Origin of the sequence: Salibaculum halophilum, from assembly GCF_002094885.1 — a bacterium.
Lineage (GTDB): Bacteria > Pseudomonadota > Alphaproteobacteria > Rhodobacterales > Rhodobacteraceae > Salibaculum > Salibaculum halophilum.
On the sequence record NZ_MSIT01000011.1, the window covers coordinates 47223 to 70784 of the forward strand.

The 23562-nt window shown below is 69.5% G+C and carries 23 protein-coding genes; 7 read left to right on the forward strand and 16 right to left on the reverse strand.

The features are described from left to right. Window positions 1-29 precede the first annotated feature (29 nt). On the reverse strand, window positions 30-821 hold the full coding sequence (locus BU124_RS09180; protein WP_084862948.1) for a tRNA1(Val) (adenine(37)-N6)-methyltransferase: 792 nt from the start codon (window positions 819-821) through the stop codon (window positions 30-32). Then, window positions 799-1014 (reverse strand): putative signal transducing protein, encoded by a 216-nt coding sequence (locus BU124_RS09185; protein WP_084862951.1) that lies wholly within the window; start codon window positions 1012-1014, stop codon window positions 799-801. Before BU124_RS09185 ends, BU124_RS09180 begins: the two co-directional genes overlap by 23 nt. 54 nt (window positions 1015-1068) lie before the next feature. Here BU124_RS09185 and BU124_RS09190 point away from each other — a divergent pair, with 54 nt between their 5' ends. After that, a complete protein-coding gene (locus tag BU124_RS09190) occupies window positions 1069-2064 on the forward strand; it encodes a polyprenyl synthetase family protein (protein ID WP_084862954.1) in 996 nt (331 codons plus the stop codon). A gap of 99 nt (window positions 2065-2163) precedes the next feature. Here BU124_RS09190 and BU124_RS09195 read toward each other — a convergent pair whose 3' ends face one another. From BU124_RS09195 to BU124_RS09205, 3 genes are all read right to left on the reverse strand, one after another. Then, on the reverse strand, window positions 2164-3024 hold the full coding sequence (locus BU124_RS09195) for a 4-(cytidine 5'-diphospho)-2-C-methyl-D-erythritol kinase (protein ID WP_143529939.1): 861 nt from the start codon (window positions 3022-3024) through the stop codon (window positions 2164-2166). After that, the gene (locus BU124_RS09200) at window positions 3011-4708 is read right to left on the reverse strand and encodes a tetratricopeptide repeat protein (protein ID WP_084862957.1); all 1698 of its coding nucleotides are present in this window, start codon (window positions 4706-4708) and stop codon (window positions 3011-3013) included. The genes BU124_RS09195 and BU124_RS09200 overlap by 14 nt, the downstream gene beginning before the upstream one ends. 110 nt (window positions 4709-4818) lie before the next feature. Then, entirely contained in the window at window positions 4819-6468 is a 1650-nt protein-coding gene (locus tag BU124_RS09205) for an electron transfer flavoprotein-ubiquinone oxidoreductase (RefSeq protein ID WP_084862960.1), read from the reverse strand. A gap of 240 nt (window positions 6469-6708) precedes the next feature. Here BU124_RS09205 and greA point away from each other — a divergent pair, with 240 nt between their 5' ends. Both greA and BU124_RS09215 read left to right on the forward strand, forming a co-directional pair. Further along, window positions 6709-7179: a transcription elongation factor GreA gene (gene greA, locus BU124_RS09210; RefSeq protein WP_084862963.1), complete on the forward strand. Its 471-nt coding sequence runs from the start codon at window positions 6709-6711 to the stop codon at window positions 7177-7179. 16 nt (window positions 7180-7195) lie between these two features. After that, the gene (locus tag BU124_RS09215) at window positions 7196-8209 is read left to right on the forward strand and encodes a hypothetical protein (protein WP_084862966.1); all 1014 of its coding nucleotides are present in this window, start codon (window positions 7196-7198) and stop codon (window positions 8207-8209) included. A gap of 474 nt (window positions 8210-8683) precedes the next feature. Here BU124_RS09215 and BU124_RS09220 read toward each other — a convergent pair whose 3' ends face one another. Next, window positions 8684-9265 (reverse strand): GNAT family N-acetyltransferase, encoded by a 582-nt coding sequence (locus BU124_RS09220; protein WP_084862967.1) that lies wholly within the window; start codon window positions 9263-9265, stop codon window positions 8684-8686. Continuing rightward, the gene (gene mobA, locus BU124_RS09225) at window positions 9262-9855 is read right to left on the reverse strand and encodes a molybdenum cofactor guanylyltransferase MobA (RefSeq protein WP_084862969.1); all 594 of its coding nucleotides are present in this window, start codon (window positions 9853-9855) and stop codon (window positions 9262-9264) included. The genes BU124_RS09220 and mobA overlap by 4 nt, the downstream gene beginning before the upstream one ends. A gap of 63 nt (window positions 9856-9918) precedes the next feature. Here mobA and BU124_RS09230 point away from each other — a divergent pair, with 63 nt between their 5' ends. Further along, the gene (locus BU124_RS09230) at window positions 9919-10632 is read left to right on the forward strand and encodes an AzlC family ABC transporter permease (RefSeq protein WP_084862971.1); all 714 of its coding nucleotides are present in this window, start codon (window positions 9919-9921) and stop codon (window positions 10630-10632) included. Continuing rightward, the gene (locus BU124_RS09235) at window positions 10629-10961 is read left to right on the forward strand and encodes an AzlD domain-containing protein (protein WP_084862973.1); all 333 of its coding nucleotides are present in this window, start codon (window positions 10629-10631) and stop codon (window positions 10959-10961) included. Before BU124_RS09230 ends, BU124_RS09235 begins: the two co-directional genes overlap by 4 nt. On the opposite strand, the gene BU124_RS09240 is transcribed toward BU124_RS09235, so the two are convergent. The 4 genes from BU124_RS09240 to BU124_RS09255 all read right to left on the reverse strand — a co-directional run bounded on the left by BU124_RS09240 (window position 10942) and on the right by BU124_RS09255 (window position 14561). After that, the gene (locus BU124_RS09240; RefSeq protein WP_084862975.1) at window positions 10942-11556 is read right to left on the reverse strand and encodes a hypothetical protein; all 615 of its coding nucleotides are present in this window, start codon (window positions 11554-11556) and stop codon (window positions 10942-10944) included. The genes BU124_RS09235 and BU124_RS09240 overlap by 20 nt on opposite strands. Window positions 11557-11572: 16 nt before the next feature. After that, window positions 11573-11707 carry an aa3-type cytochrome c oxidase subunit IV gene (locus tag BU124_RS09245; RefSeq protein ID WP_084862977.1) on the reverse strand — a complete coding sequence of 45 codons (135 nt, stop codon included), beginning with the start codon at window positions 11705-11707 and terminating at the stop codon, window positions 11573-11575. Between the two features lie 114 nt (window positions 11708-11821). Beyond that, the gene (locus tag BU124_RS09250; protein WP_084862979.1) at window positions 11822-12847 is read right to left on the reverse strand and encodes an MBL fold metallo-hydrolase; all 1026 of its coding nucleotides are present in this window, start codon (window positions 12845-12847) and stop codon (window positions 11822-11824) included. Window positions 12848-12863: 16 nt separating this feature from the next. After that, complete coding sequence (locus BU124_RS09255) at window positions 12864-14561, reverse strand: acyl-CoA dehydrogenase (RefSeq protein WP_084862981.1); 1698 nt, start codon at window positions 14559-14561, stop codon at window positions 12864-12866. 111 nt (window positions 14562-14672) lie between these two features. On the opposite strand from BU124_RS09255, the gene BU124_RS09260 reads away from it, so the two are divergent. Beyond that, window positions 14673-15629 carry an L-threonylcarbamoyladenylate synthase gene (locus tag BU124_RS09260; RefSeq protein ID WP_084862983.1) on the forward strand — a complete coding sequence of 319 codons (957 nt, stop codon included), beginning with the start codon at window positions 14673-14675 and terminating at the stop codon, window positions 15627-15629. Window positions 15630-15719: 90 nt separating this feature from the next. Here BU124_RS09260 and BU124_RS09265 read toward each other — a convergent pair whose 3' ends face one another. After that, window positions 15720-16298, reverse strand: coding sequence for a YqgE/AlgH family protein (locus BU124_RS09265; protein ID WP_084862986.1), 579 nt, complete (start codon window positions 16296-16298; stop codon window positions 15720-15722). Between the two features lie 103 nt (window positions 16299-16401). Between BU124_RS09265 and BU124_RS09270 the strand changes: the two genes are divergently transcribed. Further along, window positions 16402-17202: a protein-disulfide reductase DsbD domain-containing protein gene (locus BU124_RS09270; RefSeq protein ID WP_084862989.1), complete on the forward strand. Its 801-nt coding sequence runs from the start codon at window positions 16402-16404 to the stop codon at window positions 17200-17202. Here the strand turns inward: BU124_RS09270 and BU124_RS09275 are convergent. The 4 genes from BU124_RS09275 to BU124_RS09290 form a co-directional block, all read right to left on the reverse strand. Then, entirely contained in the window at window positions 17181-20576 is a 3396-nt protein-coding gene (locus tag BU124_RS09275; protein ID WP_084862991.1) for an efflux RND transporter permease subunit, read from the reverse strand. The genes BU124_RS09270 and BU124_RS09275 overlap by 22 nt on opposite strands. A 3-nt stretch (window positions 20577-20579) precedes the next feature. Then, on the reverse strand, window positions 20580-22037 hold the full coding sequence (locus BU124_RS09280; RefSeq protein ID WP_084862993.1) for an efflux RND transporter periplasmic adaptor subunit: 1458 nt from the start codon (window positions 22035-22037) through the stop codon (window positions 20580-20582). 114 nt (window positions 22038-22151) lie between these two features. After that, the gene (gene moaB / locus BU124_RS09285) at window positions 22152-22694 is read right to left on the reverse strand and encodes a molybdenum cofactor biosynthesis protein B (RefSeq protein ID WP_084862995.1); all 543 of its coding nucleotides are present in this window, start codon (window positions 22692-22694) and stop codon (window positions 22152-22154) included. Then, on the reverse strand, window positions 22694-23497 hold the full coding sequence (locus tag BU124_RS09290) for a uracil-DNA glycosylase (RefSeq protein ID WP_084862997.1): 804 nt from the start codon (window positions 23495-23497) through the stop codon (window positions 22694-22696). The genes moaB and BU124_RS09290 overlap by 1 nt, the downstream gene beginning before the upstream one ends. Window positions 23498-23562: the final 65 nt, after the last annotated feature.

Genomic DNA, 23562 nt, shown 5'->3' on the forward strand with positions numbered 1-23562 from the left:
CAGGAGACCCGCAAACCCTTGCTGAAAGGTTAACCGATCATCGGCAGGGCCGCGCCGTCGCGCAGCACTGCGCGAACCTCGGCGGTGTAGTCCTCGGCGTCGGCGCCGTGCGCGCACCCGTCATGGAGAATCAGCGGGGATAGCAGCCGAAGGCGCGCCCGCCCCTCCTTGCGGGCCGAGATCAGCACCCGATCCGCATCGCGCCCCGCGCGCCCGGCGATGGGCCGGATCACGAGGCTGCCCAGCCTGTCGTCCATCACCGCCAGGATGTCGGGCAGGCGGTCGGCCTTCTGGATCAGCGTCAGGTAGCCTTTGGGGGACAGCCGACGCGTGGCCACGTCCAGCCAGTCGCCCAGCGGCGTGTCGCCGCCCAGGGCCGTCTCGCGCCCGGTGCGGTCCGAGGCCGTGCCGCGGCGACGGTCGAAATAGGGCGGGTTGGCGATGACGTGGTCAAAGCCGCGGGCGCGCAGGTCACCGGGCAGGGTGCGCAGATCGCCATCCACGATCCGGGCCGGTATGCCGTTGGCAGTGGCGTTTCGGCGGGCCAGATCGGCATAATCGAGCTGCAGCTCGACCCCGGTCAGCGCCAGCTGCGGCACCCGCGCCGCCAGGCAGAACAGCGCCGCGCCAACGCCGCAGCCAAGCTCCAGCACCGAGTGCCCGGGCCTCGCGGGGGTGGCGGCGGCCAGCAGCACCGGGTCGACCCCGGCGCGGTAGCCGCGCGCCGGCTGCAACAGCGTCACGCGACCGCCCAGGAAAGCGTCTTGCGTCACCCCGGCCGTGCCACCGGGGCCGGGATCACTGGCCGAGGTCGATGTCATTGTCCCGCAGGATGGAGGCGGCCATGAAATGATCCGCGTCCCGCACCATGATGCGGCGCGGCAAAATGCCGATGCTGCCTTCGAGGACGCTCATGTTTACGTCCAGCTCGAACACCTCTATACCCTCGCCGTCCAGCAGGGCCTTGGCAAAGGCGATCACGGTGGGGTCGTTGCTGCGCAGAAGTTCCTTCATCCAACTGACTTAAGGCGAAATCCCCGCCTTTGTCGAGCATCCGACGGAGAGTTCATGAGCCTCGATGCCGCCACGAAACCTCAGGAACGCCTCGCAGAGGCGCTGGCCGAGGACATGGACCGCGTCAACGGCATGATCCGCGCGCGCATGGCCTCCGAGCACGCGCCCCGCATCCCCGAGGTCACCGCGCATCTGGTCGAGGCCGGCGGCAAGCGCCTGCGCCCGCTTCTGACGCTGGGGGCCGCGCGAATGTGCGGCTATGACGGGCCGCATCACGTGCATCTGGCCGCCACGGTCGAGTTCATCCACACGGCAACCCTTCTGCACGACGACGTGGTCGACGACAGCGCGCAGCGGCGCGGGCGGCCCACCGCGAACCTGCTTTGGGACAATACCTCTAGCGTGCTGGTGGGCGATTACCTCTTCGCGCGGGCCTTCCAGCTGATGACCGAGACCGGGTCGCTGCGGGTGCTGCGCATCCTGTCCGATGCCGCCGCAACCATCGCCGAGGGCGAGGTGCTGCAACTCACGGCGGCGCGCGATCTGGCCACCACCGAGGACATCTACCTGCAGATCGTGCGCGGCAAGACGGCGGCGCTGTTCTCGGCGGCGATGGAGGTTGGCGGCGTGATCGCCGGCCAGGACGCGGCGCGCGTGCAGGCCATGTTCGACTATGGCGACGCGCTGGGCATCGCCTTCCAGATGGTCGATGACGTTCTGGATTACGCAGGGGGAGACGCCACCGGCAAGAACATCGGCGACGACTTTCGCGAGCGCAAACTGACGCTGCCGCTCATCAAGGCCTTGGCCGCGGCGGGTGCCGAGGAACGCAGCTTTTGGAGCCGCACGATCGAGCAGGGCCGGCAGGAGGCGGGCGACCTGGACACCGCGCTGGCCCTGCTGGACCAGCACGGCGCCATCGCGGCGACCCGGGCCGAGGCCCTGGCCTGGGCCGATCGGGCCAAGGCGGCGCTGGCGGACATGCCGGATCATGAGGTGCGCGATATCCTGCTGGACCTGGCCGACTACGTCGTCGCGCGGGTGCGCTGAAGCGGACGCCGTGTCGACGCGGCGTCGGTGACGCGATGGTGATATCGCGTAGAACGGGCTTTGCAAAGCCCGTGTCCGCGGCGCGTCGACGCGCCGCCCTCATCCGGACCAAAGGTGTGTCGGCATGATCCACCAGTCGGGGTGAGCGGCGCGCAGGCTGTCCGCCGCCGCATCCCGGTGCGCTGCCTGCGCGAAGACTGCGAAACATGTGGCGCCCGATCCCGACATGCGGGCCAGCCGGGCCCCCGGGCGGGTGGCCAGGGCCTCCAGCACCCTGCCGATCACCGGCTGCGCGGCAATGGCGGGGGCGGCCAGGTCATTGCGCTGCCGCGTCAGCCAGGCCAGCCAGGCGTCGGTATCCGCGGGCGCCGGTATCGGGTCGTCCATCGGCGGGTTGGTCTTTTGCGCCAGGCCGCCAAAGACTTGCGGTGTCGACAGTGCAACGCCGGGGTTGACCAGCAGCAGGGGCAGGGGGGGCCGGGCGCCGAGGCGTGTCAGGTCCTGGCCGATACCGCCCATCCGCAGCAGCCCGGGGTGAAGGCAGGCAGGCACATCGGCCCCGAGGGCGAGAAGGCGCGTCGCATCCGGCAGGGGCCGGTCCCAGAGCCGTGACAGGGCCCTCAGGGTCGCCGCCGCATCCGAGGAGCCGCCGCCGATCCCGGCGGCCACGGGCAGGGCCTTGTGCAGGTGAACATGCGCGCCGCGATCCGGGTCCAGCACCCGCGCCGCCCGCAGAACGAGGTTTTCGGCCGTCGACGACAGGGCGTCGGCGAAGGGTCCGTCGAGGCTCAGGGTCAGGCGCGGGGCCGGGGTCACGGTGACGCTGTCGCCTACCTCAGTGAAGGCGACGAGCGAGTCGAGCAGGTGATAGCCGTCGGCGCGCTGCGCGGTGACATGCAGGCAAAGGTTCAGCTTGGCCGGTGCCGGCTCCGTCAGCGGCGCGGTCTCAGTCGGCGTCATAGGCCATGTCCGCCGGGGTCCGGCCCTCCTCGCGCATGACCTCGTCCAGGCCGACCTCCAGCTTGCGGCGAATGCGCTCGGCCAAGTCCGGGGCGGGGTCGAAGGACAGGGCCCGTCGCCACTGGAAGCGTGCCTCGACCGTGCGGCCGACCATCCAGTAGGTATCGCCGAGGTGATCGGTGACGATGGGGTCCACCGGCACCAGCTCCACTGCCCGTTCCATGTGTGTCACGGCCTCGTCGTAGCGGCCCAGCTTGAACAGCACCCAGCCCAGGCTGTCGATGATCGCGCCGCTCTCGGGGCGGGCTGCCGCGGCCTGTTCGATCATGGCCAGGGCCTCGTCCAGGTTCTCGCCCATCTCGACCATGGAATACCCGAGGTAGTTGAGCACCGAGGGCTGGCCGGGTTCGAGGCGCAGCGCTGCGCGGAAATCCGCCTCGGCGCTGTCCCATTGGTCCAGCCGTTCGTGGGTGATGCCGCGGGCATAGGTGACCCACCAGCGCGAGGGATGATCCGGCGCGTAAAGCGAAAGCGCGGTGTCATAGGCGCTGTTGGCCGCGGCATAGTCCCCGGCTTCGCGGTGGATGTCGCCCAGTGAGGCATGCACCAGGGCGACGTCGCCGTGACGGCGGGCCAGCTGCGACAGTGCCTCGATCGCGGCCTCGGTGCGGCCTTGCGCGCGCAGCGCCTCGGCCCGGCCCAGTTCCGCGGTCAGAAAGGCCGGGTCGGCCGGGTCGACCCGGGCGAAGGCGGCGGCGGCAAGGTCGTGCTGGCCGATCTCGTCCAGCAGCCGGGCGGCCGTGACATGCGCGCGCGCCAGCTTCGGGTCGATATGGGCGGCGGCCTGCGCATACATCAGCAGGTAGGAGGGGTCGGCCTCGCCACCCTGCAGGGCCTCGGCCAGGCTCAGGTAGAGATGCGCGACCGCGCCGCGCGGGGTATCGGCCAGCCCGGCCCGTGTTGGCACCATCCCGGCGGCGACCTTTTCGCGTATGGCGCGCAGGTCGGGCGCCGCGGTCCGGCCGAAGCCGTCGTCGAGCACCTCTTGCGCGCGCTCGAACCGGCCGAGGCGACAAAGCACCCGCACGTGGGTCAGCACCGAGGCCCGCGTAGGTGCCACGCCCTGCGCGGGCGGGCGCGACAGGATCGCGTCAGCCCCTTCGAGGTCCCCGGCCTGGGCAAGGGCCACGGCCTTGTGCAGATACCCGAAGGAGCGCAGCCCGGGCGCATCGACCGTCTCGTCGAAGGCGGCCAGCGCGGCATCCATGCGGCCCGTGCCCACCAAGGCCCAGGCCCGCGTCAATCCGTCGATCATTGGGCCGACGTCATGCCCGGCGTCCAGAATATCGAAGATGCGGGTCCAGTCTTCGGCCCGGGCGGCCTCGGCCAGCAAGACCATGTTAGCCATCTGCCCGTTCTGTCCGTCCGCCAGCATCGCCCGCGCCACGGGCAGCGCGTCCTCGACATGGCCCACCGCGATCTGGGCGGTCAGGGTATTCTCGCGCAGGGCCGTGTTGCCGGGGTCGCGCGTCAGCGCCTTGCCGAAATAGGTGGCTGCCGCGTCGTAGTCCTGCGTCAGCCCGGCCTGGCGCGCGGCCAGGTAGGCGCCCAGGTCCGGGCTGGCGGCGACTTGCCCCGACAGGGCGATGGCGGCGATCAGGGCAAGGCTGAGGGGTTTTGGCACGGCACTCTCCGAACGGGTTGGCAAGCTTTGAGTATAGCGCCGCCCCGACAGGGGCAAATCACAACCGGGCCGTGCGGCGGGGCAGCGCGCAGCCCACCGCGCCGCCGCGTCTACATGTTGGGGTAGTTCGGCCCGTCGCCCCCCTGCGGCACCGTCCAGTGGATGTTCTGGCTGGGGTCCTTGATGTCGCAGGTCTTGCAATGCACGCAGTTCTGGAAATTGATGACGAACTGTTGCTCGCCGTCCTTCTCGACGAACTCGTAGACCCCGGCGGGGCAATAGCGGGCCGAGGGGCCGGCGTATTTCGGCAGATTCACCGCGACCGGGATGCTGGCATCCTTGAGTGTCAGATGGACGGGCTGGTTTTCCTCGTGGTTGGTCATGGAATAGCTGACATTCGTCAACCGGTCGAAGGACAGCTTGCCATCGGGCTTGGGGTAGTCGATGGGCTGATGCCTGTCCGCCGGTTCGGTCGCCGCGGCGTCCGACTTGCCGTGCGCCATGGTGCCGAACAGGCTGCGCCCGAAGAGGGTATTCGTCCACATGTCGACCCCGCCCAGGGCGAGCGAGGCCCCGAGGCCCCACTTGGACCACATCGGCTTCACGTTGCGCACCTTTTTCAGGTCGCGGCCAATGGCGCCGGTGCGCACCTCGTCCTCGTAGGCGGTCAGCTCGTCGCCGGCGCGCGCGGCGCCGATCGCGTGGTGGGCGGCCTCGGCGGCGGCCTTGCCTGACAGCATTGCGTTGTGGTTGCCCTTGATGCGCGGCACGTTGACCATGCCCACCGAACAGCCCAGCAGCGCCACTCCGGGCGCGACCATTTTCGGCATGGACTGGTAGCCGCCCTCGGAAATGGCCCGTGCGCCATAGGCCACGCGCTTGCCGCCTTCCAGAAGGTCGGCCACCATCGGGTGGTGCTTGAAGCGCTGGAATTCCATGTAGGGGTAAAGGTGCGGGTTGCGGTAGTTCAGGTGCACCACGAACCCGACGTAGACTTGGTTGTTGTCCAGGTGATAGATGAAGGACCCGCCGCCCGCGTTGCCGCCCAGCGGCCAGCCCATGGTGTGGGTGACAGACCCCTCGCGGTGCTTGGCGGGGTCGACCTCCCAGATTTCCTTCATGCCGAGGCCGTATTTCTGCGGCTCCTTGCCGGCGTCGAGGTCGTATTTGCCGATGACCTCCTTGGCCAGCGAGCCGCGCACGCCCTCGGACAGGAAGACGTATTTGCCGTGCAGTTCCATGCCCGGCTCGGTGTTGGGCCCGACAGAGCCGTCGGGCTCCAGCCCGAAGACCCCGGCGACGACGCCCTTGACCTCGCCGGTGTCGCCGTAGACCAGTTCCGAGCAGGACATGCCGGGGAAGATCTCGACGCCCAGTTCCTCGGCCTGTTCGGCCATCCAGCGGCAGACATTGCCCATGCTGACGATGTAGGTGCCGTGGTTGTTCATCAGCGGCGGCATCGGCCAGTTGGGCACGCGGATCTTGCCGGACTCGCCCAGCATATAGAAGTTGTCGTCGCGCACCGGCACGTTGAGCGGCGCGCCCTTGTCCTTCCAGTCGGGGATCAGCGCGTCGAGGCCGCAGGGGTCGAGCACCGCGCCCGACAGGATGTGCGCGCCGACCTCGGAGCCTTTCTCAAGCACGACGACCTCGAGATCGGCATCCAGTTGCTTGAGGCGGATCGCCGCCGAAAGGCCGGCGGGCCCCGCCCCGACAATGACGACGTCGTAGTCCATGGATTCGCGTTCCATCTCGGCCATGTCCGTGGCTCCCTTAGTGCTGCGCGCGACCTTGGCATATTGGGTATCGGACAAGCCATGCCGGGGCAATCGCGACACGACGTTAAATTGTCGCGCTGCGACCCGGGCGGGGCCTTGCGGCTGCGGCGCCACCTCATATTCTCGGGTCCTGGATACGCTTCCGGAGACTTCCCTTGAGGCCCGGTGGCCCGTAGGGTTATGAACGCGCACTTCAAGATTGACGCTTTTCAGGACGGACCGATGGAAAAGATACCGCTGACCCGTGCCGGCTATGACAAGCTGCAGGCCGAGCTCAAGCAGCTCAAGAGCGAGGACCGCCCCGCGATCATCAAGGCGATCGCCGAGGCACGCGAACATGGCGACCTGTCCGAGAACGCCGAGTATCATTCGGCCAAGGAAAAGCAGTCCTTCATCGAGGGCCGCATCAAGGAGCTTGAAGGTGTCATGTCGCTGGCCGACGTGATCGACCCGGCCCGGATGTCGGGCGCGATCAAGTTCGGCGCCACGGTCGGGATCGTCGACGAGGACACCGACGAGGAAAAGACCTACCAGATCGTCGGCGAATACGAGGCCGACCTCGAGGCCGGTAGGCTCAACATCAAGTCGCCCCTGGCCCGGGCCCTGATCGGCAAGGAGGAGGGCGACAGCGTCGAGGTGCGCACGCCCGGCGGGGACCGCAGCTACGAGATCCTCAGCATTTCCTGGGCCTAGGGCCGGAGCGCGCAGCATGTCGAACCGCCAGACCCAGGCCGACGTGGCCCTGCAAGCGGGTGACAAGCCCGAGGGGCTGCGTGTCTCGGCGGTCGAGATCGTCGCCGGGCTGCTCAGCCTGGCCTGGCTGGCCGGCTCCGCCCTTTTCTTTCTGGTGCTGCCCAGCGAGGGCGGCGGATCGGGCTTCGATACCGTGGCCTTCGTCATGACGCTGCTGGCGGTCTTTCTGCCGGTGGCGGTGATATGGGTCGCGGCCATCGCCATGCGCTCGGCCCGGATCGTGCGCGAGGAGTCGCGGCGCCTGCAGGCGGCCGTGGATGCCATGCGCCAGACCTATGTCGCCGATCGCCAGGCGCGGGGTGCCTCCGGCGTGGACCCGACGGTGGAGCGGAAACTCAACGAGATCGCCCAGGCCGCGCAGAAGACAGAAACCACGCTGGCGACCTTTACCTCGGCCCGGCCGGGTCAGTCGGCCGCCCCGCTGGCCCCGGGGCCGCGGCCGGGCGGCGACGACCAGCCGACGCTCGCGCTGGGCACCAGCGCCGAGGACATGACCCCGCCGGTGGCGCGCTCGGACCTGATCCTGGCGCTGAATTTTCCCGATACCCAGGATGACGAGGTCGGCTTTGCCGCGCTGCGCCGGGCGCTCAAGGACCACGGCGCACGCCAGTTGATCCAGGCCAGCCAGGACGTTCTGACCCTGCTCAGCCAGGACGGCATCTACATGGATGACCTGCACCCCGACCGCGCGCGCCCCGAGTTCTGGCGCCGCTTCGCGCGGGGCGAGCGCGGCAAGCCCGTGGCGGCCCTCGGCGGGGTGCGTGACCGCTCGTCACTGGCGCTGACGGCCGGGCGGATGCGCGAGGACACGATCTTTCGCGACGCCGCACACCATTTCCTGCGCAAGTTCGACCAGACGCTGGAAGGCTTCGAGAAAGAGGCCACCGACGAAGAGATCGTCGCCCTGTCCGAAACCCGCACCGCCCGCGCCTTCATGCTGCTGGGCCGGGTAACGGGGGCGTTCGACTAGGCGGCCCCCCGAACAGGAGCGGCCGGGGGAAAGTGGCGGGCCGACCACCCGTTCCGTTTCCTTGACAAGCGCGTGGGATGACGGTCGTCGGCCCCGAAGCGGACGTGGTAACGCCAAGCTCCCGCGCGGAATCGAGGGCGAAGCCCGCCGCGCATCGCCGACGCGCCCCCACGCGGCGGCGATTTGGCTGCCGCATCCGCAGAGCTTTCATATTTCATGAATTTTGCTGGCATAAAGCGTCCAGCCCATACGTCAGATCGCCACCGCGCGCGTCGGCAATGCGCGGCTCATATTACGGGGGCTATGTGGTTACGACGAGCTCGGGCATGACTTTAAAAACTCCGCACCCTGCGCAAACCTGTCTTTCGGGCGTATTGTTTGGTGTCGACCGGTCTGGCCATGACGAGGGCGTTCGCGCCCTAATCGGCACGGCGGCGCGTCCGGCTGTTCGGGGGCAGGGGCAGCGTCTGCGGCTCAGCCCACGCGGCGGATCATCGTCGTGGCGCAGCGAAAGCCGAAGACGTGCCGCAGCAGGCCCAGCCGGTGCTCTCCGCCGACAACGAAGCCCCGGCGTTCGTAAAGCGCGCGCGCCCGCGGGTTGCTGTCGATCACGTCCAGCCGCAGCTCCGAGAAGCCCCGGTCGGCGGCCTCCTGCGCGATGGCCTCCAGAAGCGCGGTGCCGATGCCCTGGCCCCGCGCCTCGGGGGCGACGATGATCCCGTCCATGACGAAGCGGTGGTTTTCGACCTCGCGTTCCAGCAGGCTCAGCAGGCCGGCGCGCAGCGGTCCGCCCAGCCGGCCGTAGTGCCGGACCATGTCGCTCATGTGCCCGCCCACGAAGGCGCCGCGATACGTCTTGAACCCCACCAGGCCCTGGATGCGGCCCGCCGCATCGCGCATGGTCAGCGCGTGGGTCGGGTCCATCACGTCCTGCAGGAAGGCGAGCGCCCGGCGCCGCGGGCCCATCAACCGGCCCAGCTTGCCGCCGAAGGCCCCCCAGTAAAGCGCGGCGACGCGCGGGCGCTCGTCCTCGGCAAACCCGCGCTCAGGCGTCATCGCGCGACCGTCAGCGCCGCCTCGGCCCGCGCCAGGTCCTCGGGGCGGTTTACGTTGAGAAAGGACGACGGCTCGGTCGCGGGAAACTGTGCCTGCGCGGCGCCGTACTGATCCGTCCAATCCGTGACCTTGCGCAGGCCGGCCTCCAGCGCCGCGGCCAGGTCGGGGCGCAGGTCCACCGGCCAGAGGCCGAAGGTCGGGTGCAGCCCGTCCTCGGCCGCGGCGATGGCGAGGCCCATCGGGTGGCTCTCGCCCGCCAGAAGCAGCCGCGGAACGAGATCGCAGGGAAAGAAGGGCACGTCCACGGGCACGGTTACGACGTGCCGCGCCCCCATGGCCGCGGCCCAATCCAGCGCGGCCAGGATACCCGCAAGCGGCCCGGCGTGCCCAGAAACGCTGTCGGGCAGCTGCGTCAGGTCCGTCGCGAGCCCGGAATTGGTGTTGACCGCCAGCGCGGCGACCTGCGGGGCGAGCCTGCCCACCGCGCGCTGAAACAGCGTCTCGCCCCCCAGGGTCACCATGGCCTTGTCGCGGCCGCCCATCCGGGTGCCGCGCCCGCCCGCGAGTATCACGCCCAGCGGCTGTGTCATCGGTTGCCATGCTCCCTGCGGCGCGATACGCGACCATGTCTGCCGAAATCATAGGTCAGTCTGATGGCCCGATCCAAGCCGAAAAACACCTACCGCATGGGCATCCGCGATGCGCTGCCCTTCCTGCTGGTGGTGGGGCCCTTCGGGCTGCTTTTCGGGGTGGTGGCCGCCGAGTCGGGCTTGAGCGTGGCGCAGTCCATGGCCTTTTCCACGGTGGTCCTGGCGGGGGCGTCGCAACTCGCGGCCCTGCAACTGATGGTCGAGAACGCCCCGGTTCTGATCGTGGTGGCCACGGCGCTAGCGGTCAACCTGCGCATGGCGATGTATTCGGCCTGGCTCGCGCCGTGGCTTGGCGCCGCCCCGCTGTGGCAGCGGGCGCTGGCCGCCTACGTGAACGTGGACCAGAGCTTTGCCTGCTCGGCCGTGCGCTTCGAGCAATACCCCGACTGGACGGTTGCGCAGCGCATGGCGTTCTTCTTCGGGGTGGTCACGCCGATCGCGCCGGGCTGGCTGGCGATGACCGCGCTGGGCCTGTGGTTGGGCGAGGGGATCCCGGCCTGGATGGCACTGGATTTCGCGATGCCGATCTGTTTCCTGGCGCTGATCGGGCCGATGCTGCGGACGGCGGCGCATCTGGCCGCGGCGGGCACCTCGGTCTTGCTGGCCTTGCTGCTGGCGGGCATTCCTTACAATCTGGGGCTTCTGATCGCGGCGCTTGTAGCCATGTCCGTGGGGGCGCGGGTCGAGCTGTGGCAGGCCCGGGGCACAGCGGCATGAGCGACGGCACGATCTGGATGATCATCCTGGCAACGGGCGTCGGCACCTTCCTGCTGCGGTTCTCGTTTCTTGGTGCGCTGGGCGGGGCCAACCTGCCAGAGTGGGTGCTGCGGCACCTGCGCTACACGGCGGTGGCCGTTCTGCCGGGGCTGGTGGCGCCGCTAGTCCTCTGGCCCGAGGCGACCGGCGGTGACCCTGATGGCCCGCGGTTTGCCGCCGCCGTTGCCACGGTCGTGGTGGGATATTTCACGCGCAACGTGCTGGCGGCCATCGGCACCGGGGCGGTCACGCTCTATGGCCTGCTCTGGCTTACGGGTCTGCCCGGATAGCCGTGTCGATCTGCGCGGCGGCGACGGATTTGTCGTCGCTGTCGGTCTCGCGATATTCGCTGGTCTGCACGCCGGGCACGCGCGCGAACTGATCGGCCAGGTTGTCGGGAAAGAGGGTCGTGCGAATGAACTCGAACCCCGGCAACTGCGCGAGCATCCGCGAGGTGTGAACGGTGCAGAGCGACTTGGGCGTCGGGCCGTTCTCCTGCACCAGGCGCAGGGCCAGTTCGGCGGTTTCGGGCGGGACTTCGACGTACTGGATCTGCGTGTAGTAGGTGATCCGCGAATGGTACGAGATGTAGAACTGCGCGATCCGCGGGGTGATCCCGTAGTGAACGTCGTTGCGTTCGGGGATGGAGTCGTGGCCGAAGGTGCCGGCCGGGTCCCACAGCACGCGCTGGCTGGCGTTGATCAGCATCCCGGTGTGGGCGCCGTTGTCGCTGCCGGTGTTGCGCATGGTGTAAAGCGTCAACGCCTTCGGGCCCGGATGCGCATAGGCCTTGGCGGCGACGAATTCATCCGGCGCCCAGACGCGGGGCGCGCCACAGGCCGCAAGCGCCAGCGGCGCGGTCAACAGGAATTTGCGCCGGTGCATCCGCGGTGCGGACCCGTCAGGCGCCGACCAGCGCGAGGAAGATCAGCACCACGATGATCGCGATGGTGGTCCGCACCGTGAAGGTCACGAAGCCTTCGAAGGTCTTTTCCTGTTCGGTGGTGTCCATTTCACCATGCTTGTGCTCTGACATGTCGTGTCCTCGGATATTCAGCTGATGTCGGTGGAGACGTAGCCCATTCGCGCGAGCCTGTCAGCCCCGTTCGGCCATATGCGCAGGGCAACGCCGTGCGTTGCCGCGGCGGCCTCAGCAGGCGCGGAACCACCAGGCTCCGTCCGTGCCCAACGCGCGGCTGGCGCGGCCGGTCTGGTAGAGGTGATTGAGATGTGCCAGCGCCTCGACCAGCGCCAGGCCGTACTGGCCGCCCGATATCTCGCGCTTGAAGATCGGCAGGAAACAGTCGCCGGCGCGGCGCGGTTCGGACAGGTGTTCCAACAGCCGGGCCAGCGCGCCGTGGTGGTTGTCGATCAGTTGCGTCAGGCGCAGGGGCAGCCCGGTGAAAGGCAACTTGTGCCCGCCCAGAACGAGGTGCCGGTCCTCGGCCAGGGGCTGGAAACGCGCGCAACTTTCCAGCCACTCGGCGAGCGGATCGGCCTCGGGTTCGGTGGGGTAGACGCCGATGTTGGGGCTGATCGAGGGTAGCAACTGGTCGCCGGCCAGCACGAGGTCATCATCGCGCGACCAGAAGGTCGCGTGTTCCGGCGCGTGGCCGTTGCCCATGCGGATGTCCCAGTCGCGCCCGCCGATGCGGATGACCTGCGCCTCTTGCAGGCGGGTAAAGCCCAGCGGCAGCGGATGCGTGCAGTCGGCGAAGTTGAAGGGGCGTTCGGCGCGGCGCGCTTCCAGCACCGCCGGGTCCATCCCGGCGCGCTGGTAAAAGGCGATCGACCGGGCCGGGTAGGCCGGTTGTTCGTCCAGTTGCAGCATCCGCGCCATCAGCCAGCCGGTGCGCGGCATGGCCAGCTCGGCGCCGGCCGCCTGGAACCAGCCGGCCAGGCCCATGTGGTCGGGGTGGTGATGGGTGCAGATCACGCGGGTGACGGGCTTGCCCGCCAGCGGGCCAGCCAGGATCGTGTCCCAGATGCCGCGCGACTTGCGGCTGTCGAACCCGGTGTCGATCACCGTCCAGCCGTCGCCCTCGTCCAGCGCGTAGACGTTCACGTGGTCCAGCGCCATGGGCAGCGGCAGGCGCAGCCACAGAACGCCGTCGGCAATCTCTGTCGCCGCGCCGATGTCGGGCGGCGTGTCCCAGGGATAGCGGATGCCCGTCATGCCCCGCCTCGGACCATCAGGCCCCCAGATCGTCAAGCGTCAGGTCCATCAGGTCCGCCCCGGCGCGCGCCGCGGCCAGGTGGGCGGCGTGCTCGGGCAGCAGGCGGGTGATGTAGAACCGGGCCAGCCGCGCGTGGCCGGCGTCGCCCTGCCGGGCCGCCCGCAGGTGGTAATGCCCGCCCAGCACCCGGGCAAAGCCCATCAGGAAGGGCACGGCCCCGGCCAGTCGGTCCTCCATGTCGCGGGCGACCAGCCATTCCACGGCCTCGCGCAGGGTCTCGGCGGCCTCGTAGACGTCGCGGGCGAGGTCGGGCAGGGTGCCTTTGGCGGCGTCGGCACCCTCGCACATCTCGTCGATCAGGGCGATGGCCGCCTCGCCGCCGTCGGACATCTTGCGCCCGACAAGGTCGATGGCCTGGATGCCGTTGGTGCCCTCGTAAATCGCCGAGACGCGCACGTCGCGGTAATACTGCGCGGCGCCGGTTTCCTCGACGTAGCCCATGCCGCCGTGCACCTGCACGCCCATCTCGGCCACGCGAATGCCGGTCTCGGTGCCGAAGGTCTTGGTGATCGGCGTCAATAGCGCGGCGCGGGCCTGCCAGGCCGGGTCGCCGGTGGCCTGCCCCATGTCGATGGCCACGGCATTGGCAAAGGCGATGGCGCGGGCGGCGAAGGTGTCGGCCTTCATGGAGGCCAGCATCCGGCGCACGTCGGGGTGGTCCACGATGGCCCCGGTGCCGCCCGCCTTGCCCTGCCTGCGGTCCAGCGCATGGGCCAGGGCCTGCTGATAGCTGGCCTCGGCCACGCCGATCCCGTGGCTGCCCACGCCGAGGCGCGCGTTGTTCATCATGGTGAACATGGCCGCCATGCCGCCCTGCGGGTCGCCGACCAGCCAGCCGGTGGCGCCGTCGTAGTCCATCACCGCGGTGGGCGAGCCGTGCAGCCCCATCTTGTGTTCCAGGCTGACCACGCGCAGCGCGTTGCGTACGCCCGGCGCGCCCGCGTTGTCGGGAATCCACTTGGGCACGAGAAACAGGCTGATCCCCTTGGTGCCGGGCGGCGCGTCGGGCAGGCGCGCCAGCACCAGGTGGCAGACGTTCTCGGTAAAGTCGTTGTCGGCCCAGGTGATGTAGATCTTCTGACCCGTGATCGCGTAGGTGCCGTCGTCCTTCGGCTCGGCCCGCGTGCGCAGGGCGCCGACGTCTGAGCCGGCCTGCGGCTCGGTCAGGTTCATGGTGCCGCACCAGTCGCCCGAGATCAGTTTCGGCAGGTAGAGCGCCTTGATCTCGTCGCTGGCGTGATGTTCCAGCGCCTCGATCTGGCCCTGCGTCATCAGGGGGTTCATCTGCAGGGCAAGGCAGGCCCCGCACATCATGTCGTTGACCGCGTTGGTCAGCGTCATCGGCAGGCCCAGCCCGCCATTGTCGGGATGCGCCGACATGCCGATCCAGCCGCCCTCGGCGATGGCGCGATAGCCTTCGGCAAAGCCGGGCGGGGTGCGGACAACGCCGTTTTCGAGCGCCGCCGGGTGCTGGTCGCCCGCCCGCTGCAGCGGGGCGAGCACCTCGTCGCACATCCGGCCGGCCTCGGACAGGATCGCCTCGACCATGTCCGGCGTCGCCTCGGCGAACCGGTCCGTCGCGCGGACCGCCTCGAAGCCTGCCACCTGGTCGAGCAGAAAGCGCATGTCCTGGACGGGGCTGTGATAGGGCATCGGGACCTCCCTGCGATGACGCTTGGATTCGCGGCGGGGGCCGGGTAAGCCGACCGCGCCCAGCCGACACGCTAACGCGCAGGCACCTTCTCGCAACAGGAACGCCACGTCATGACCGCCCAGACCCCGCCGACAGAAACCGAGAGGCTGCCCGCCGACGCCGCGGGGCTGGACAGGGCCGCGGCGCTGTTGGGCGCGGGCGGGCTGGTCGCGATCCCCACGGAAACGGTCTACGGGCTGGCGGTCGATGCCGGGGACGATGCCGCGGTGGCCCGGCTCTATCAGGCCAAGGGGCGGCCCGCGTTCAACCCGCTGATCGTCCATGTCGCCGATGCCGAACAGGCCCGCGCGCTGGTCGAGATGCCGCCCGATGCCGCGCGGCTGGCGCAGGCCGTCTGGCCCGGCGCGCTGACACTGGTTCTGCCAATCCGGCCCGATGCCGGTGTCTCGCCGCTGGTCACGGCGGGATTGGAAACGCTGGGCGTCCGCGTGCCCGCGCACCCCGTGGCGCGCGACCTGCTGCGCCGCACAGGGCCGTTGGCCGCGCCCTCGGCCAACCCCTCGGGGCAGGTCAGCCCGACGACGCCCGCGCATGTGCTGGCGGGCCTGTCGGGCCGGATCGCCGCCGTGCTCGACGGTGGCCCCTGCACGGTCGGCGTCGAAAGCACCATCGTCGGTTTTCTGCCCGATCCGGTGCTGCTGCGCGCCGGTGGCATCCCCGCCGAGACGCTGGAGGCCGCTCTGGGGGCGCCGCTGTCGGAGGCGGGCGCGGAAGGCCAGCCCGCTGCGCCGGGGCAGCTGGCCTCTCACTACGCGCCGCGCGGCAGCCTGCGGCTGAACGCGACCGGGGCCGAGCCGGGCGAGGTCCTGCTGGGCTTTGGCCCGGTGGCGGGGGACCTGACGCTGTCGGCCCGGGGCGACCTGGTCGAGGCGGCGGCAACGCTGTTCGCCCGCCTGCACGACCTCAACGCGATGGCGGCCGACCGGATCGCCGTTGCCCCTGTTCCCGAAACCGGGCTGGGCCGGGCGATCAACGACCGGCTGCGCCGCGCCGCCGCGCCGCGTTAAAGCATGTCGCGCAAAAGCGGGAACCGGTTTTGCGCGTCCCGGACATGCGTCATCAGCAAGTTGGAGTGTGGCGGGTGAACGCGACACACGCTAGGCGCGCCCGGCGGTGTCCGACAGGGTCAGCGGGTTGATCCCCAGCCGTTTCAGCGCGGCGGTCCACTTGTGTTCGTTGGCTCGCCCGAACAGGATGTCGTCCGAGGCCGAGACCGTCAGCCAGCCGTTCTGCGCGATCTCCTGATCGAGCTGTCCCGGCCCCCAGCCGGAATAGCCCAGCGCCAACAGGCTGCGGCGCGGGCCCTCGCCCCGGGCCAGGGCCTCGATCACGTCCAGCGTCGCGGTCATGGCAACGCCGTCCTCCACCGTGATCGTCCCCTCGGAGGAGATGAAATCGCTCGAATGCAGAACGAAGCCGCGCGCCGTTTCCACCGGCCCGCCGAAGTGCACCCGGACGTCCGGCGCGTTCGGAGCGGGCGCCGGCGGACCGATCTCCATCTGTTCAAGCAACTCGGAAAACCGCAGGTCCGGGGCGGGCTTGTTCACGATCAGCCCCATCGCCCCGTCGCGCGAATAGGCGCAGACGTAGATCACGGAATTGGCGAAACGCGGATCGCCCATGCCCGGCATGGCGATCAGCAACTGGCCGGTCAGGTCGTGGGGTGCTGGGTCCATGCGACAATGATGTGGTGCCCGTGCGCCACGCGCAAGGCCCGGCTGACGTCGGGCTGACCCAAACGTGACTTTCCATTCGCTGGGCACTGCGTATGTACGGGGCATGATCCGATTTGCCGCCCTGATGTTGCCGCTCCTCGTGGCGGCTACTCCGCTGTGGCCCGACCCGGCCCGCGACATGGTGTCGGTCCGGGTCCTTCCGGGCTGGCGGATGGAGGGCGGCCGCCACATGGCCGGTCTGGAAATCACCCTCGCCCCGGGCTGGAAGACCTATTGGCGCGCGCCGGGCGATGCGGGCATCCCGCCGCAGTTCGATTGGTCGGGGTCCGAGAACGTAGCGGGCGTCGCCTTTCACTGGCCGGTGCCGCGGGTGTCCTGGTCGAACGGGATGCGGTCGATCGTCTACAGCGACCGCGTGGTGATCCCCATGGAATTCGACCTGCCCGAGGCGAGTGAGCCGGCCCGTATTGCGGCGCAGGTGCAGCTGGGCGTCTGCGAGGATATCTGCGTGCCGGTCGAGGTCGGGTTTGACGCCGTGCTGCCCGAGCAGGGCCGCCGGAACCCCCGGATCGCCGCGGCCCTGCTGGACCGTCCGCGCACCCCCGCCGAGGCCGGGGTCGAGGCGGTCCGCTGCGGCCTTGAGCCGGGCGCCGAGGGTATGGCCGTGACCGCCCGCATCGAGATGCCCCCGATGGGCGCGCAGGAAAGCGTCGTCATCGAGGCCGGCCGCCCCGACATCTGGGTGTCGGAGCCCGAGACGCGCCGCGCGGATGGCGTGCTGATCGCGCGGGCCGAGATGGTTCAGGTCGAGGGCCGCGCCCTCGCGCTGGATCGCTCGGACATTCGTATCACCGTTCTGGGCGGTGGCACGGCTGTGGATATTCAGGGCTGCGGGACCGACTGACCACCGCGGCCGCCGCGCAGGCCCAAGACCAGCAGCATGGACAGGTAGACCAGCGCCAGCCAAGCCAGCGTCAATGCGGCGAAGGCCGCAAGGGCAACGGGTGTGCCGTTCAGCATGGGCAGGGCCTCGGCCAGCGGCGTCAGGGCGCGGCCGGTGGCCAGCACCGGCGCGACCAGTCCGGCGAAGAGGCTCAGGGCCCCGACAGCCCCCAGCCAGCTGGGCCAGCGGATCGCGCCGCGGCCCGCCCGCAGGGCGCGCTTGGCGGCGCGCACCTGGGTGCCGACGTCTTCCTGTATGGCTAGCAGGGCGGGCACGATGATCAGCACCAGCACCATGCCGAAGCCCAGCCCGTAGACCAGCGTGATGACCGTGGGCTTGAGGAACTCGGCCTGGCTCGACCCCTCGTAGAGCAGCGGCATCAGCCCGAGCACCGTGGTCATGGTGGTCAGCAGGACCGGGCGCAACCGGTCGCAGGTGCCGTCGATGATGGCCGGGACGATCCCGCGGGTTTTCGCGTGTTCGTCGATGGTCGTCACCAGTACAATGGAGTCGTTGATGATGATCCCGGTCATGCCCAGCAGGCCGACGACGGTGAACATGCTCAGCGGCACGCCCCACTGGTAGTGGCCGTAGATCGTGCCCACCAGTCCGAAGGGAATGATCGCCATGACGATCAGCGGCCGCGTCCAACTGGAAAAGATCCAGGCCAGCGTCAGGAAGATGCCGGTCAGCGTCAGGATCAGCCCGGTGCGGGCGTCGTTGAGGAACGCGTTTTCCTGTTCGGCCAGCCCCGACAGCGAGGTGTCCACGTTGTAGCGTGCCTGGACCTCGGGCAGGATTTGGTCCTCGATCAGGCGCGTGATCTCCGCGGCGCGTTCGGCGTCGTCGTCCGACAGGTCGCCGCTGACGGTGATCAGCTGGATGCCGTTCTCGCGGTTCACGGTGGAAAAGCCGGTGCGCGTATCGACGGTGACGATATCGGCCAACGGCACATAATTGCCGTCGGGGCTCCGCATCTGCGTGCGCTGCAAGAAGTCGGCCGTCAGTTCGCCCTCGGGCAGTTCCACGCGGATCTCGGCGCTGCGGGCGCCCATCGGGTAGGTCGCGGCCTCGATCCCGCCCAGCCGGTTGCGCAGGACGCGGCCCAGCCCGTCGATGGAAAAGCCCAGCGCCTGGCCCTGCGGGGTCAGTTCCAGGATCAGTTCCTCCTTGTCGTAGGACAGGCTGTCCTCCAGCGCCGAGACCTCGGGGAACTGGCCCAATTCGGTCTTCAGGTCCTCGGCAGCGGCCTTGAGCGTCTCGGACTCGGCGCCGTAAAGCTGGATGTCGATATCGTCGCCCCCCGGCCCGCTGGCCCAGGAGCGGAAGCTGACAGTCTCCACCATCGGGTGGCGGCTGACGCGGTCCTGCAGGTCGGCCACGAGCGCAAAGCTGGAATAGGGCCGCAGGTCGGCGTCGATCAGCTCGATCGAGATCGAGCCCAGCTGATCGGCGTCCTTGGTGTCGGCCCCCGACAGGCCGCGCCCGGCGTTGCCGCCGACCTCGGCGATGACATAATCAAGGGGGTTCCGGCCGTGCTCCTCGGCATAATCCGCGCCCAGCTCTTCGGCCGCCGCCTGCATGCGGCGCATCATTTCCAGCGTGTCGGCGCGCGTCGCGCCCGGCAGCATGGCGAAATTGCCGGTCACCGATCCCTGTTCGGGCGCGTTGAAGAACCGCCACTGGACGTCGCCCTTGACGAACAGCGCCACCTGGCTGGCCAGCACGACGAACAGCCCCGCCATCACCGGGTAGCGCGCCCGGATCACCCCGGCCATGAGCGGGCGGAACAGCGTGCTGCGCACCCAGACGAAGCCGCGGTTCACCACCCGCGAGGGCAGGTCGTACCAGGCCGTGCCGGAGGATTTTTGCAGCGACTTCTTCATGTGGTGCGGCAGGATCAGGAAGCACTCGACCAAAGAGGCCGCGAGCACCACGATCACCGTGAAGGGAATGTCGGCGATCAGGTCGCCGAACCGGCCGCCCACGGCCACCAGCCCCATGAAGGCGATGATCGTGGTCAGCGTGGCCGAGAAGACCGGCTGGAACATGCGCTGCGCCGCGGTCTCGGCGGCCACGGCCGGCGGCTCGCCCAAGCGGTGGCGCGCGTCGGCGTGTTCGCCCACCACGATGGCGTCATCGACCACGATGCCCAGCGTGATGATAAGCGCAAAGAGCGAGATCATGTTGATCGTCAGCCCGGCGACCAGCATCAGCGCCACCGCCGCCGACATGGCCACGGGAATGCCCGCGGCGACCCAGAAGGCGGTGCGCGCGTTCAGGAACAAAAACAGCAGCGCCACGACCAACCCCAGCCCCAGCAACCCGTTGCTGTAGAGGATATCCAGCCGCCCGGTGATGTAATCGGCGCGCGCGCGGATCAGGTCGACACTGGTGCCCGCAGGCAGGGTGGCCTCCATGGCGGCGGCCACCTGTTCGACCTTCTGCTGTATCTCGATGGCGTCGCCCCGGGCCGAGCGGTCGACCCGCACGGTGATCGCCGGGTCCTCGCCCACGAAATAGGCGCGCTCGCGGTCCACTCCCTCGACCAGGACGCGGCCGACGTCGCCGATGGTCAGCTTGCTGCCGTCCGGGTCCGAGCGCAGGACGATCCCGGCGATCTCATCGGCGCTGCGTTTCTCGACGCCGGTGCGCACCCGGGCCGCGCCTGAGACGTCGCCCGCCGGGTCGGTGCTGACCTCCTCGCCGATAGCCTGCGCGATCTGCGCCATGGTCACGTCGTGCCGGATCAGCGCCAGCGAGGGCACCTCGACGACGGTCGACGGGGCCGCGACACCGCGGATGGTGGTGCCGGTCACGCCCTCGGCGAACAGCCGCGTGACCAGTTCGTCGGCAAAGCGGCCCAGCTGGTCGACACCCACCGGGCCGGTGATGACCACGTCCGTCACCCGGTCCGACCATGTGCCGCGGCGCACCTCGGGGTCTTCGGCGTCTTCGGGCAAGTTGGTGATGCCGTCCACGGCCAGCTGCGTGTCCTCGGTGGCCTTGGCCATGTCGTAGCCCGGCTCGAAGTCGAGAACGATCCGGGCGCTGCCCTCGCGCGAGGTCGAGGTGGTGTCGGTCACACCTTCAACGGCCATCAGCTTGGGCTGGATCAGTTGTACGATGGCGGCGTCCACGTCCTCGGCGCCGGCGCCGTCCCAGCGCACCGAGACCGAGACGCTGTCAATGACGACATCGGGGAAGAACTGCGCTCGCATCTTGGGAAAGGCGGTGATCCCTGCGGCCAGCAGCAGGATCAGCAGCAGGTTGGCCAGCGTGGCATGGCGGGTGAAATAGGACAGAAGGCCCCGGCCGGGCGTGCGCGTGGCCATCGGTCAGCCCCCCATCCGGGTTTCAAGGCGGGTGACGACCTCGGCCGGCACCTCGTCCTGTTCTAGCTGCGACAGCACCCGGGCCTTGGCCTCGTCGGGCATCGGGCTGTCCTCGACAAAGGCCACCAGCCGCGCCCGCCGATCGGGGTCGAGGGCGATGACCTGCGGCTCGGCCGCGGCGGCCGAAGTGCGGTCCGGGTTCAGGGGCTGCACCTTGATCCCCGACCCCAGCAGCGGCGAGCGTTCGGCGACGATGCGCTGCCCCGCCAGGTCGGGCGCGCGAATGATCACGTCGTCGCCCTGGCGGCGCAGCAGGGTCACCGGGGCCTCGGTCAGGCGGTTCTCGGCGTTCAGCGCAAGCACCGTCTCGTCGGCGGCGACGGCGGTGGCGGGCACCAGCGCGACATTTTCCAGTGCCGGTTCGGTGACCGTCACCGTAACGAAATCGCCCGGCCGCATCCCGGCGGTGTCGTCGAGGGTGGCAAAGAGCACGCGGCCGGTCTGCCCCTCGCCCACCAGCGCGCTTTCACGGGTCACGGTGCCGCCCGCGGTCAGGTTCAGCCCCTCGACGGCGAGCGACACCGTCACCGGCGCACCGACGGCCGTGCCGTCGGCCTCCTGCAGGCGGGAATACTGCGACGTGGACAGGCGAAAGGACACCTCCAGCCGGTCCGGGTCGATCAACTGGCCAAGGCGCTCGTTGGCCGTGGCGCGAATGCCGGGCGAGGCCGAAACCTGCGCCAGCGAGCCCGAAAAGGCGGCGTGAATCTCGGTATCGGCGAGGGTGCGCTCGGCCTCGTCGACGTCGATCCCTGCGCGGTCGAGCCGGGTGCGGGCCTGATCGACCCGCGCCTCGGCCTGGGCAAGGGCCTGCCGGCGCGACAGGACGGCCTGCTCGGCGGTCGAGGCGGCCAGTTCCGCGGTCTCGACGGCGGCGGCGGTGCCCACGCCGCGATCGGCCAGGTCACGCTGGCGGGCGAGGGCGCGGCGGCGCAGCTCGGCCTGGTCCTCGGCGGCGGCCAGTTCATCCTGCGCAAGGGTAAGCGCACGTTCGGCATCGCGCAGCTCGGCCCGGGCATCCTGCATGTCGACGCGGGCCCGCTCGAGCGCGGCCCGCGCATCGCTCGGGTCGATCCGCACCAGAAGCTCGCCCGCCTCGACCCGGCCGCCGTCGCGGAAATTCTCGGACACCTCGAGCACCGTGCCGCCGACCACGGCGCGCAGGTCCAGCGTGCGCGCGCTTTCCAGCTCGCCGAACAGGGTCATCTCGGGCGCGAGGGTTTCGGGACGCACCTCGGCCACGTTGACCGACAGCACCCGTTCGCTCTGCTCGAAGCTGCGCGGCTCGGCGTTCATGCGCTCCTGCACGGCGAGCCGCACGGTATTGCCCGCCCAGGCGAAGAGGGCCAGCGTGACTGACAACAAAAATATGCCGACAAGGCTGCGGCGAAGGAACTGCATGCGCCTCTCTCCGGTATTTGCGACGGGTTCGAACGTCGCAAAAGTTTTTAGTATACGCGCACGGGGCCGCGGTCGATCACATGCGGTGGTTTGACACGTATACGTGAGGACCGCTCATTTCCGCCGCTTGCCTTCCTCGAGCCGGGGGGAAATCTCGACGAAGTTGCAGGGCTGGTGGCGATAATCGAGCTGATATTGCAGAACCTCGTCCCAGGCATCCTTGCAGGCGCCGGCGCTGCCGGGCAGGGCGAAGAGGTAAGTGCCGGCGGCCACGCCCCCCGTCGCGCGCGACTGGATGGCACTGGTGCCGACCTTGTTCATCGAGACGATCGTGAAGACCGTGCCGAAGGCGTCGATCTCCTTTTCGTAGACATCGCGGTGGGCCTCGACCGTCACGTCGCGGCCCGTCAGGCCGGTGCCGCCGGTCGAGATGACCACGTCAACTTCCGGAGCGGCAATCCAGTCGCGCAACTGCGCGCGGATCTCGGCCCGCTCGTCGCGGATGATCTTGCGCTCGGCGAGGATATGGCCTGCGGCCTCGAGCCGATCCACGAGGGTCCGGCCCGAGCGGTCCTCGGCCAGCGAGCGGGTATCGCTGACCGTCAGGATGGCGATCCGAAGGGGGATGAAGGCGCGCGTCTCGTCCAGGCCGGTCATTAAAGTTCCTTCAGTTGTGCCTTGAGCGCCAGCAAATCCGCCCAGGCCTCGCGCTTGGCGGCGGGGTTGCGCAGCAGGTAGGCGGGGTGGAACATCGGCAGGACGGGCAGGTCCAGCGCCTGGGTCAAGTGCCCGCGCATCCGGGTAATGCCCGACCGGCCCAGCAGCGCCTGGCAGGGCGTGTTGCCCATGAGCACCAGGATTTTCGGCGCGGCCAGTTGGACGTGGCGCTCCACGAAGGGCAGCATCATCGCGATCTCGGCCTTGTCCGGCGTGCGGTTCTGCGGTGGCCGCCAGGGCAGGACGTTGGAGATATAAACCGGGGCTTCGGCCCGGTCGCGCCCGCGGTCGATGGCCGCCAGCATCCGGTCGAGCAACTGGCCGGCCTTGCCCACGAAGGGCCGGCCTTCGCGATCCTCGTCGCGGCCCGGGGCCTCGCCCAGGATCATCACCGGCGCGCCGGCGATTCCGTCGGCAAAGACCAGGCTGCGCGCCCCGCTCTTGAGGTCGCAATGCTCGAAGGCGGCCATGGCGGCGCGCAGGCCGGCCAGGTCCTGCGCGGTGCGCGCGGCCTCGCGTGCGGCGGTGGTGGCGTCCGTCCGGGCCGCGGGAGTCCCCGTTTCGGCGGGCGCCGTGCCCGATTGCGGTTGCGGTGTTACGGTTGGCGACGCGGCAGCGCGCGGCATCGTCTCGCCCAGCTCGTAGCGGTTCAGGGCAGCGTCCCCGATGGCCTCGTCCGCGCCCATCTCGATCTGCCATTCGAGAAGCGCCTTCGCGGTCGAGTAATCCAGTGCCGATTCCATAATGTCACCCTACCCCCGCACGCGGCCGGGCAAAAGCCATGCCGCTTGCCCCTGCCGCGGGGCGC

Bases quoted from the DNA above. Each gene is read 5' to 3' on its own strand.
- BU124_RS09230 (WP_084862971.1), top strand. From the start codon at position 9,919: ATGGCCCGATCCAAGCCGAAAAACACCTACCGCATGGGCATCCGCGAT.
- BU124_RS09195 (WP_143529939.1), bottom strand. From the start codon at position 3,024: ATGACGCCGACTGAGACCGCGCCGCTGACGGAGCCGGCACCGGCCAAG.
- BU124_RS09250 (WP_084862979.1), bottom strand. From the start codon at position 12,847: ATGACGGGCATCCGCTATCCCTGGGACACGCCGCCCGACATCGGCGCG.
- BU124_RS09180 (WP_084862948.1), bottom strand. From the start codon at position 821: ATGACATCGACCTCGGCCAGTGATCCCGGCCCCGGTGGCACGGCCGGG.
- BU124_RS09245 (WP_084862977.1), bottom strand. From the start codon at position 11,707: ATGTCAGAGCACAAGCATGGTGAAATGGACACCACCGAACAGGAAAAG.
- BU124_RS09290 (WP_084862997.1), bottom strand. From the start codon at position 23,497: ATGGAATCGGCACTGGATTACTCGACCGCGAAGGCGCTTCTCGAATGG.
- BU124_RS09270 (WP_084862989.1), top strand. From the start codon at position 16,402: ATGATCCGATTTGCCGCCCTGATGTTGCCGCTCCTCGTGGCGGCTACT.
- BU124_RS09205 (WP_084862960.1), bottom strand. From the start codon at position 6,468: ATGGCCGAGATGGAACGCGAATCCATGGACTACGACGTCGTCATTGTC.
- BU124_RS09260 (WP_084862983.1), top strand. From the start codon at position 14,673: ATGACCGCCCAGACCCCGCCGACAGAAACCGAGAGGCTGCCCGCCGAC.
- BU124_RS09275 (WP_084862991.1), bottom strand. From the start codon at position 20,576: ATGGCCACGCGCACGCCCGGCCGGGGCCTTCTGTCCTATTTCACCCGC.
- BU124_RS09215 (WP_084862966.1), top strand. From the start codon at position 7,196: ATGTCGAACCGCCAGACCCAGGCCGACGTGGCCCTGCAAGCGGGTGAC.
- mobA (WP_084862969.1), bottom strand. From the start codon at position 9,855: ATGACACAGCCGCTGGGCGTGATACTCGCGGGCGGGCGCGGCACCCGG.
- BU124_RS09240 (WP_084862975.1), bottom strand. From the start codon at position 11,556: ATGCACCGGCGCAAATTCCTGTTGACCGCGCCGCTGGCGCTTGCGGCC.
- BU124_RS09220 (WP_084862967.1), bottom strand. From the start codon at position 9,265: ATGACGCCTGAGCGCGGGTTTGCCGAGGACGAGCGCCCGCGCGTCGCC.
- moaB (WP_084862995.1), bottom strand. From the start codon at position 22,694: ATGACCGGCCTGGACGAGACGCGCGCCTTCATCCCCCTTCGGATCGCC.
- BU124_RS09235 (WP_084862973.1), top strand. From the start codon at position 10,629: ATGAGCGACGGCACGATCTGGATGATCATCCTGGCAACGGGCGTCGGC.
- BU124_RS09280 (WP_084862993.1), bottom strand. From the start codon at position 22,037: ATGCAGTTCCTTCGCCGCAGCCTTGTCGGCATATTTTTGTTGTCAGTC.
- BU124_RS09255 (WP_084862981.1), bottom strand. From the start codon at position 14,561: ATGCCCTATCACAGCCCCGTCCAGGACATGCGCTTTCTGCTCGACCAG.
- BU124_RS09185 (WP_084862951.1), bottom strand. From the start codon at position 1,014: ATGAAGGAACTTCTGCGCAGCAACGACCCCACCGTGATCGCCTTTGCC.
- greA (WP_084862963.1), top strand. From the start codon at position 6,709: ATGGAAAAGATACCGCTGACCCGTGCCGGCTATGACAAGCTGCAGGCC.
- BU124_RS09190 (WP_084862954.1), top strand. From the start codon at position 1,069: ATGAGCCTCGATGCCGCCACGAAACCTCAGGAACGCCTCGCAGAGGCG.
- BU124_RS09265 (WP_084862986.1), bottom strand. From the start codon at position 16,298: ATGGACCCAGCACCCCACGACCTGACCGGCCAGTTGCTGATCGCCATG.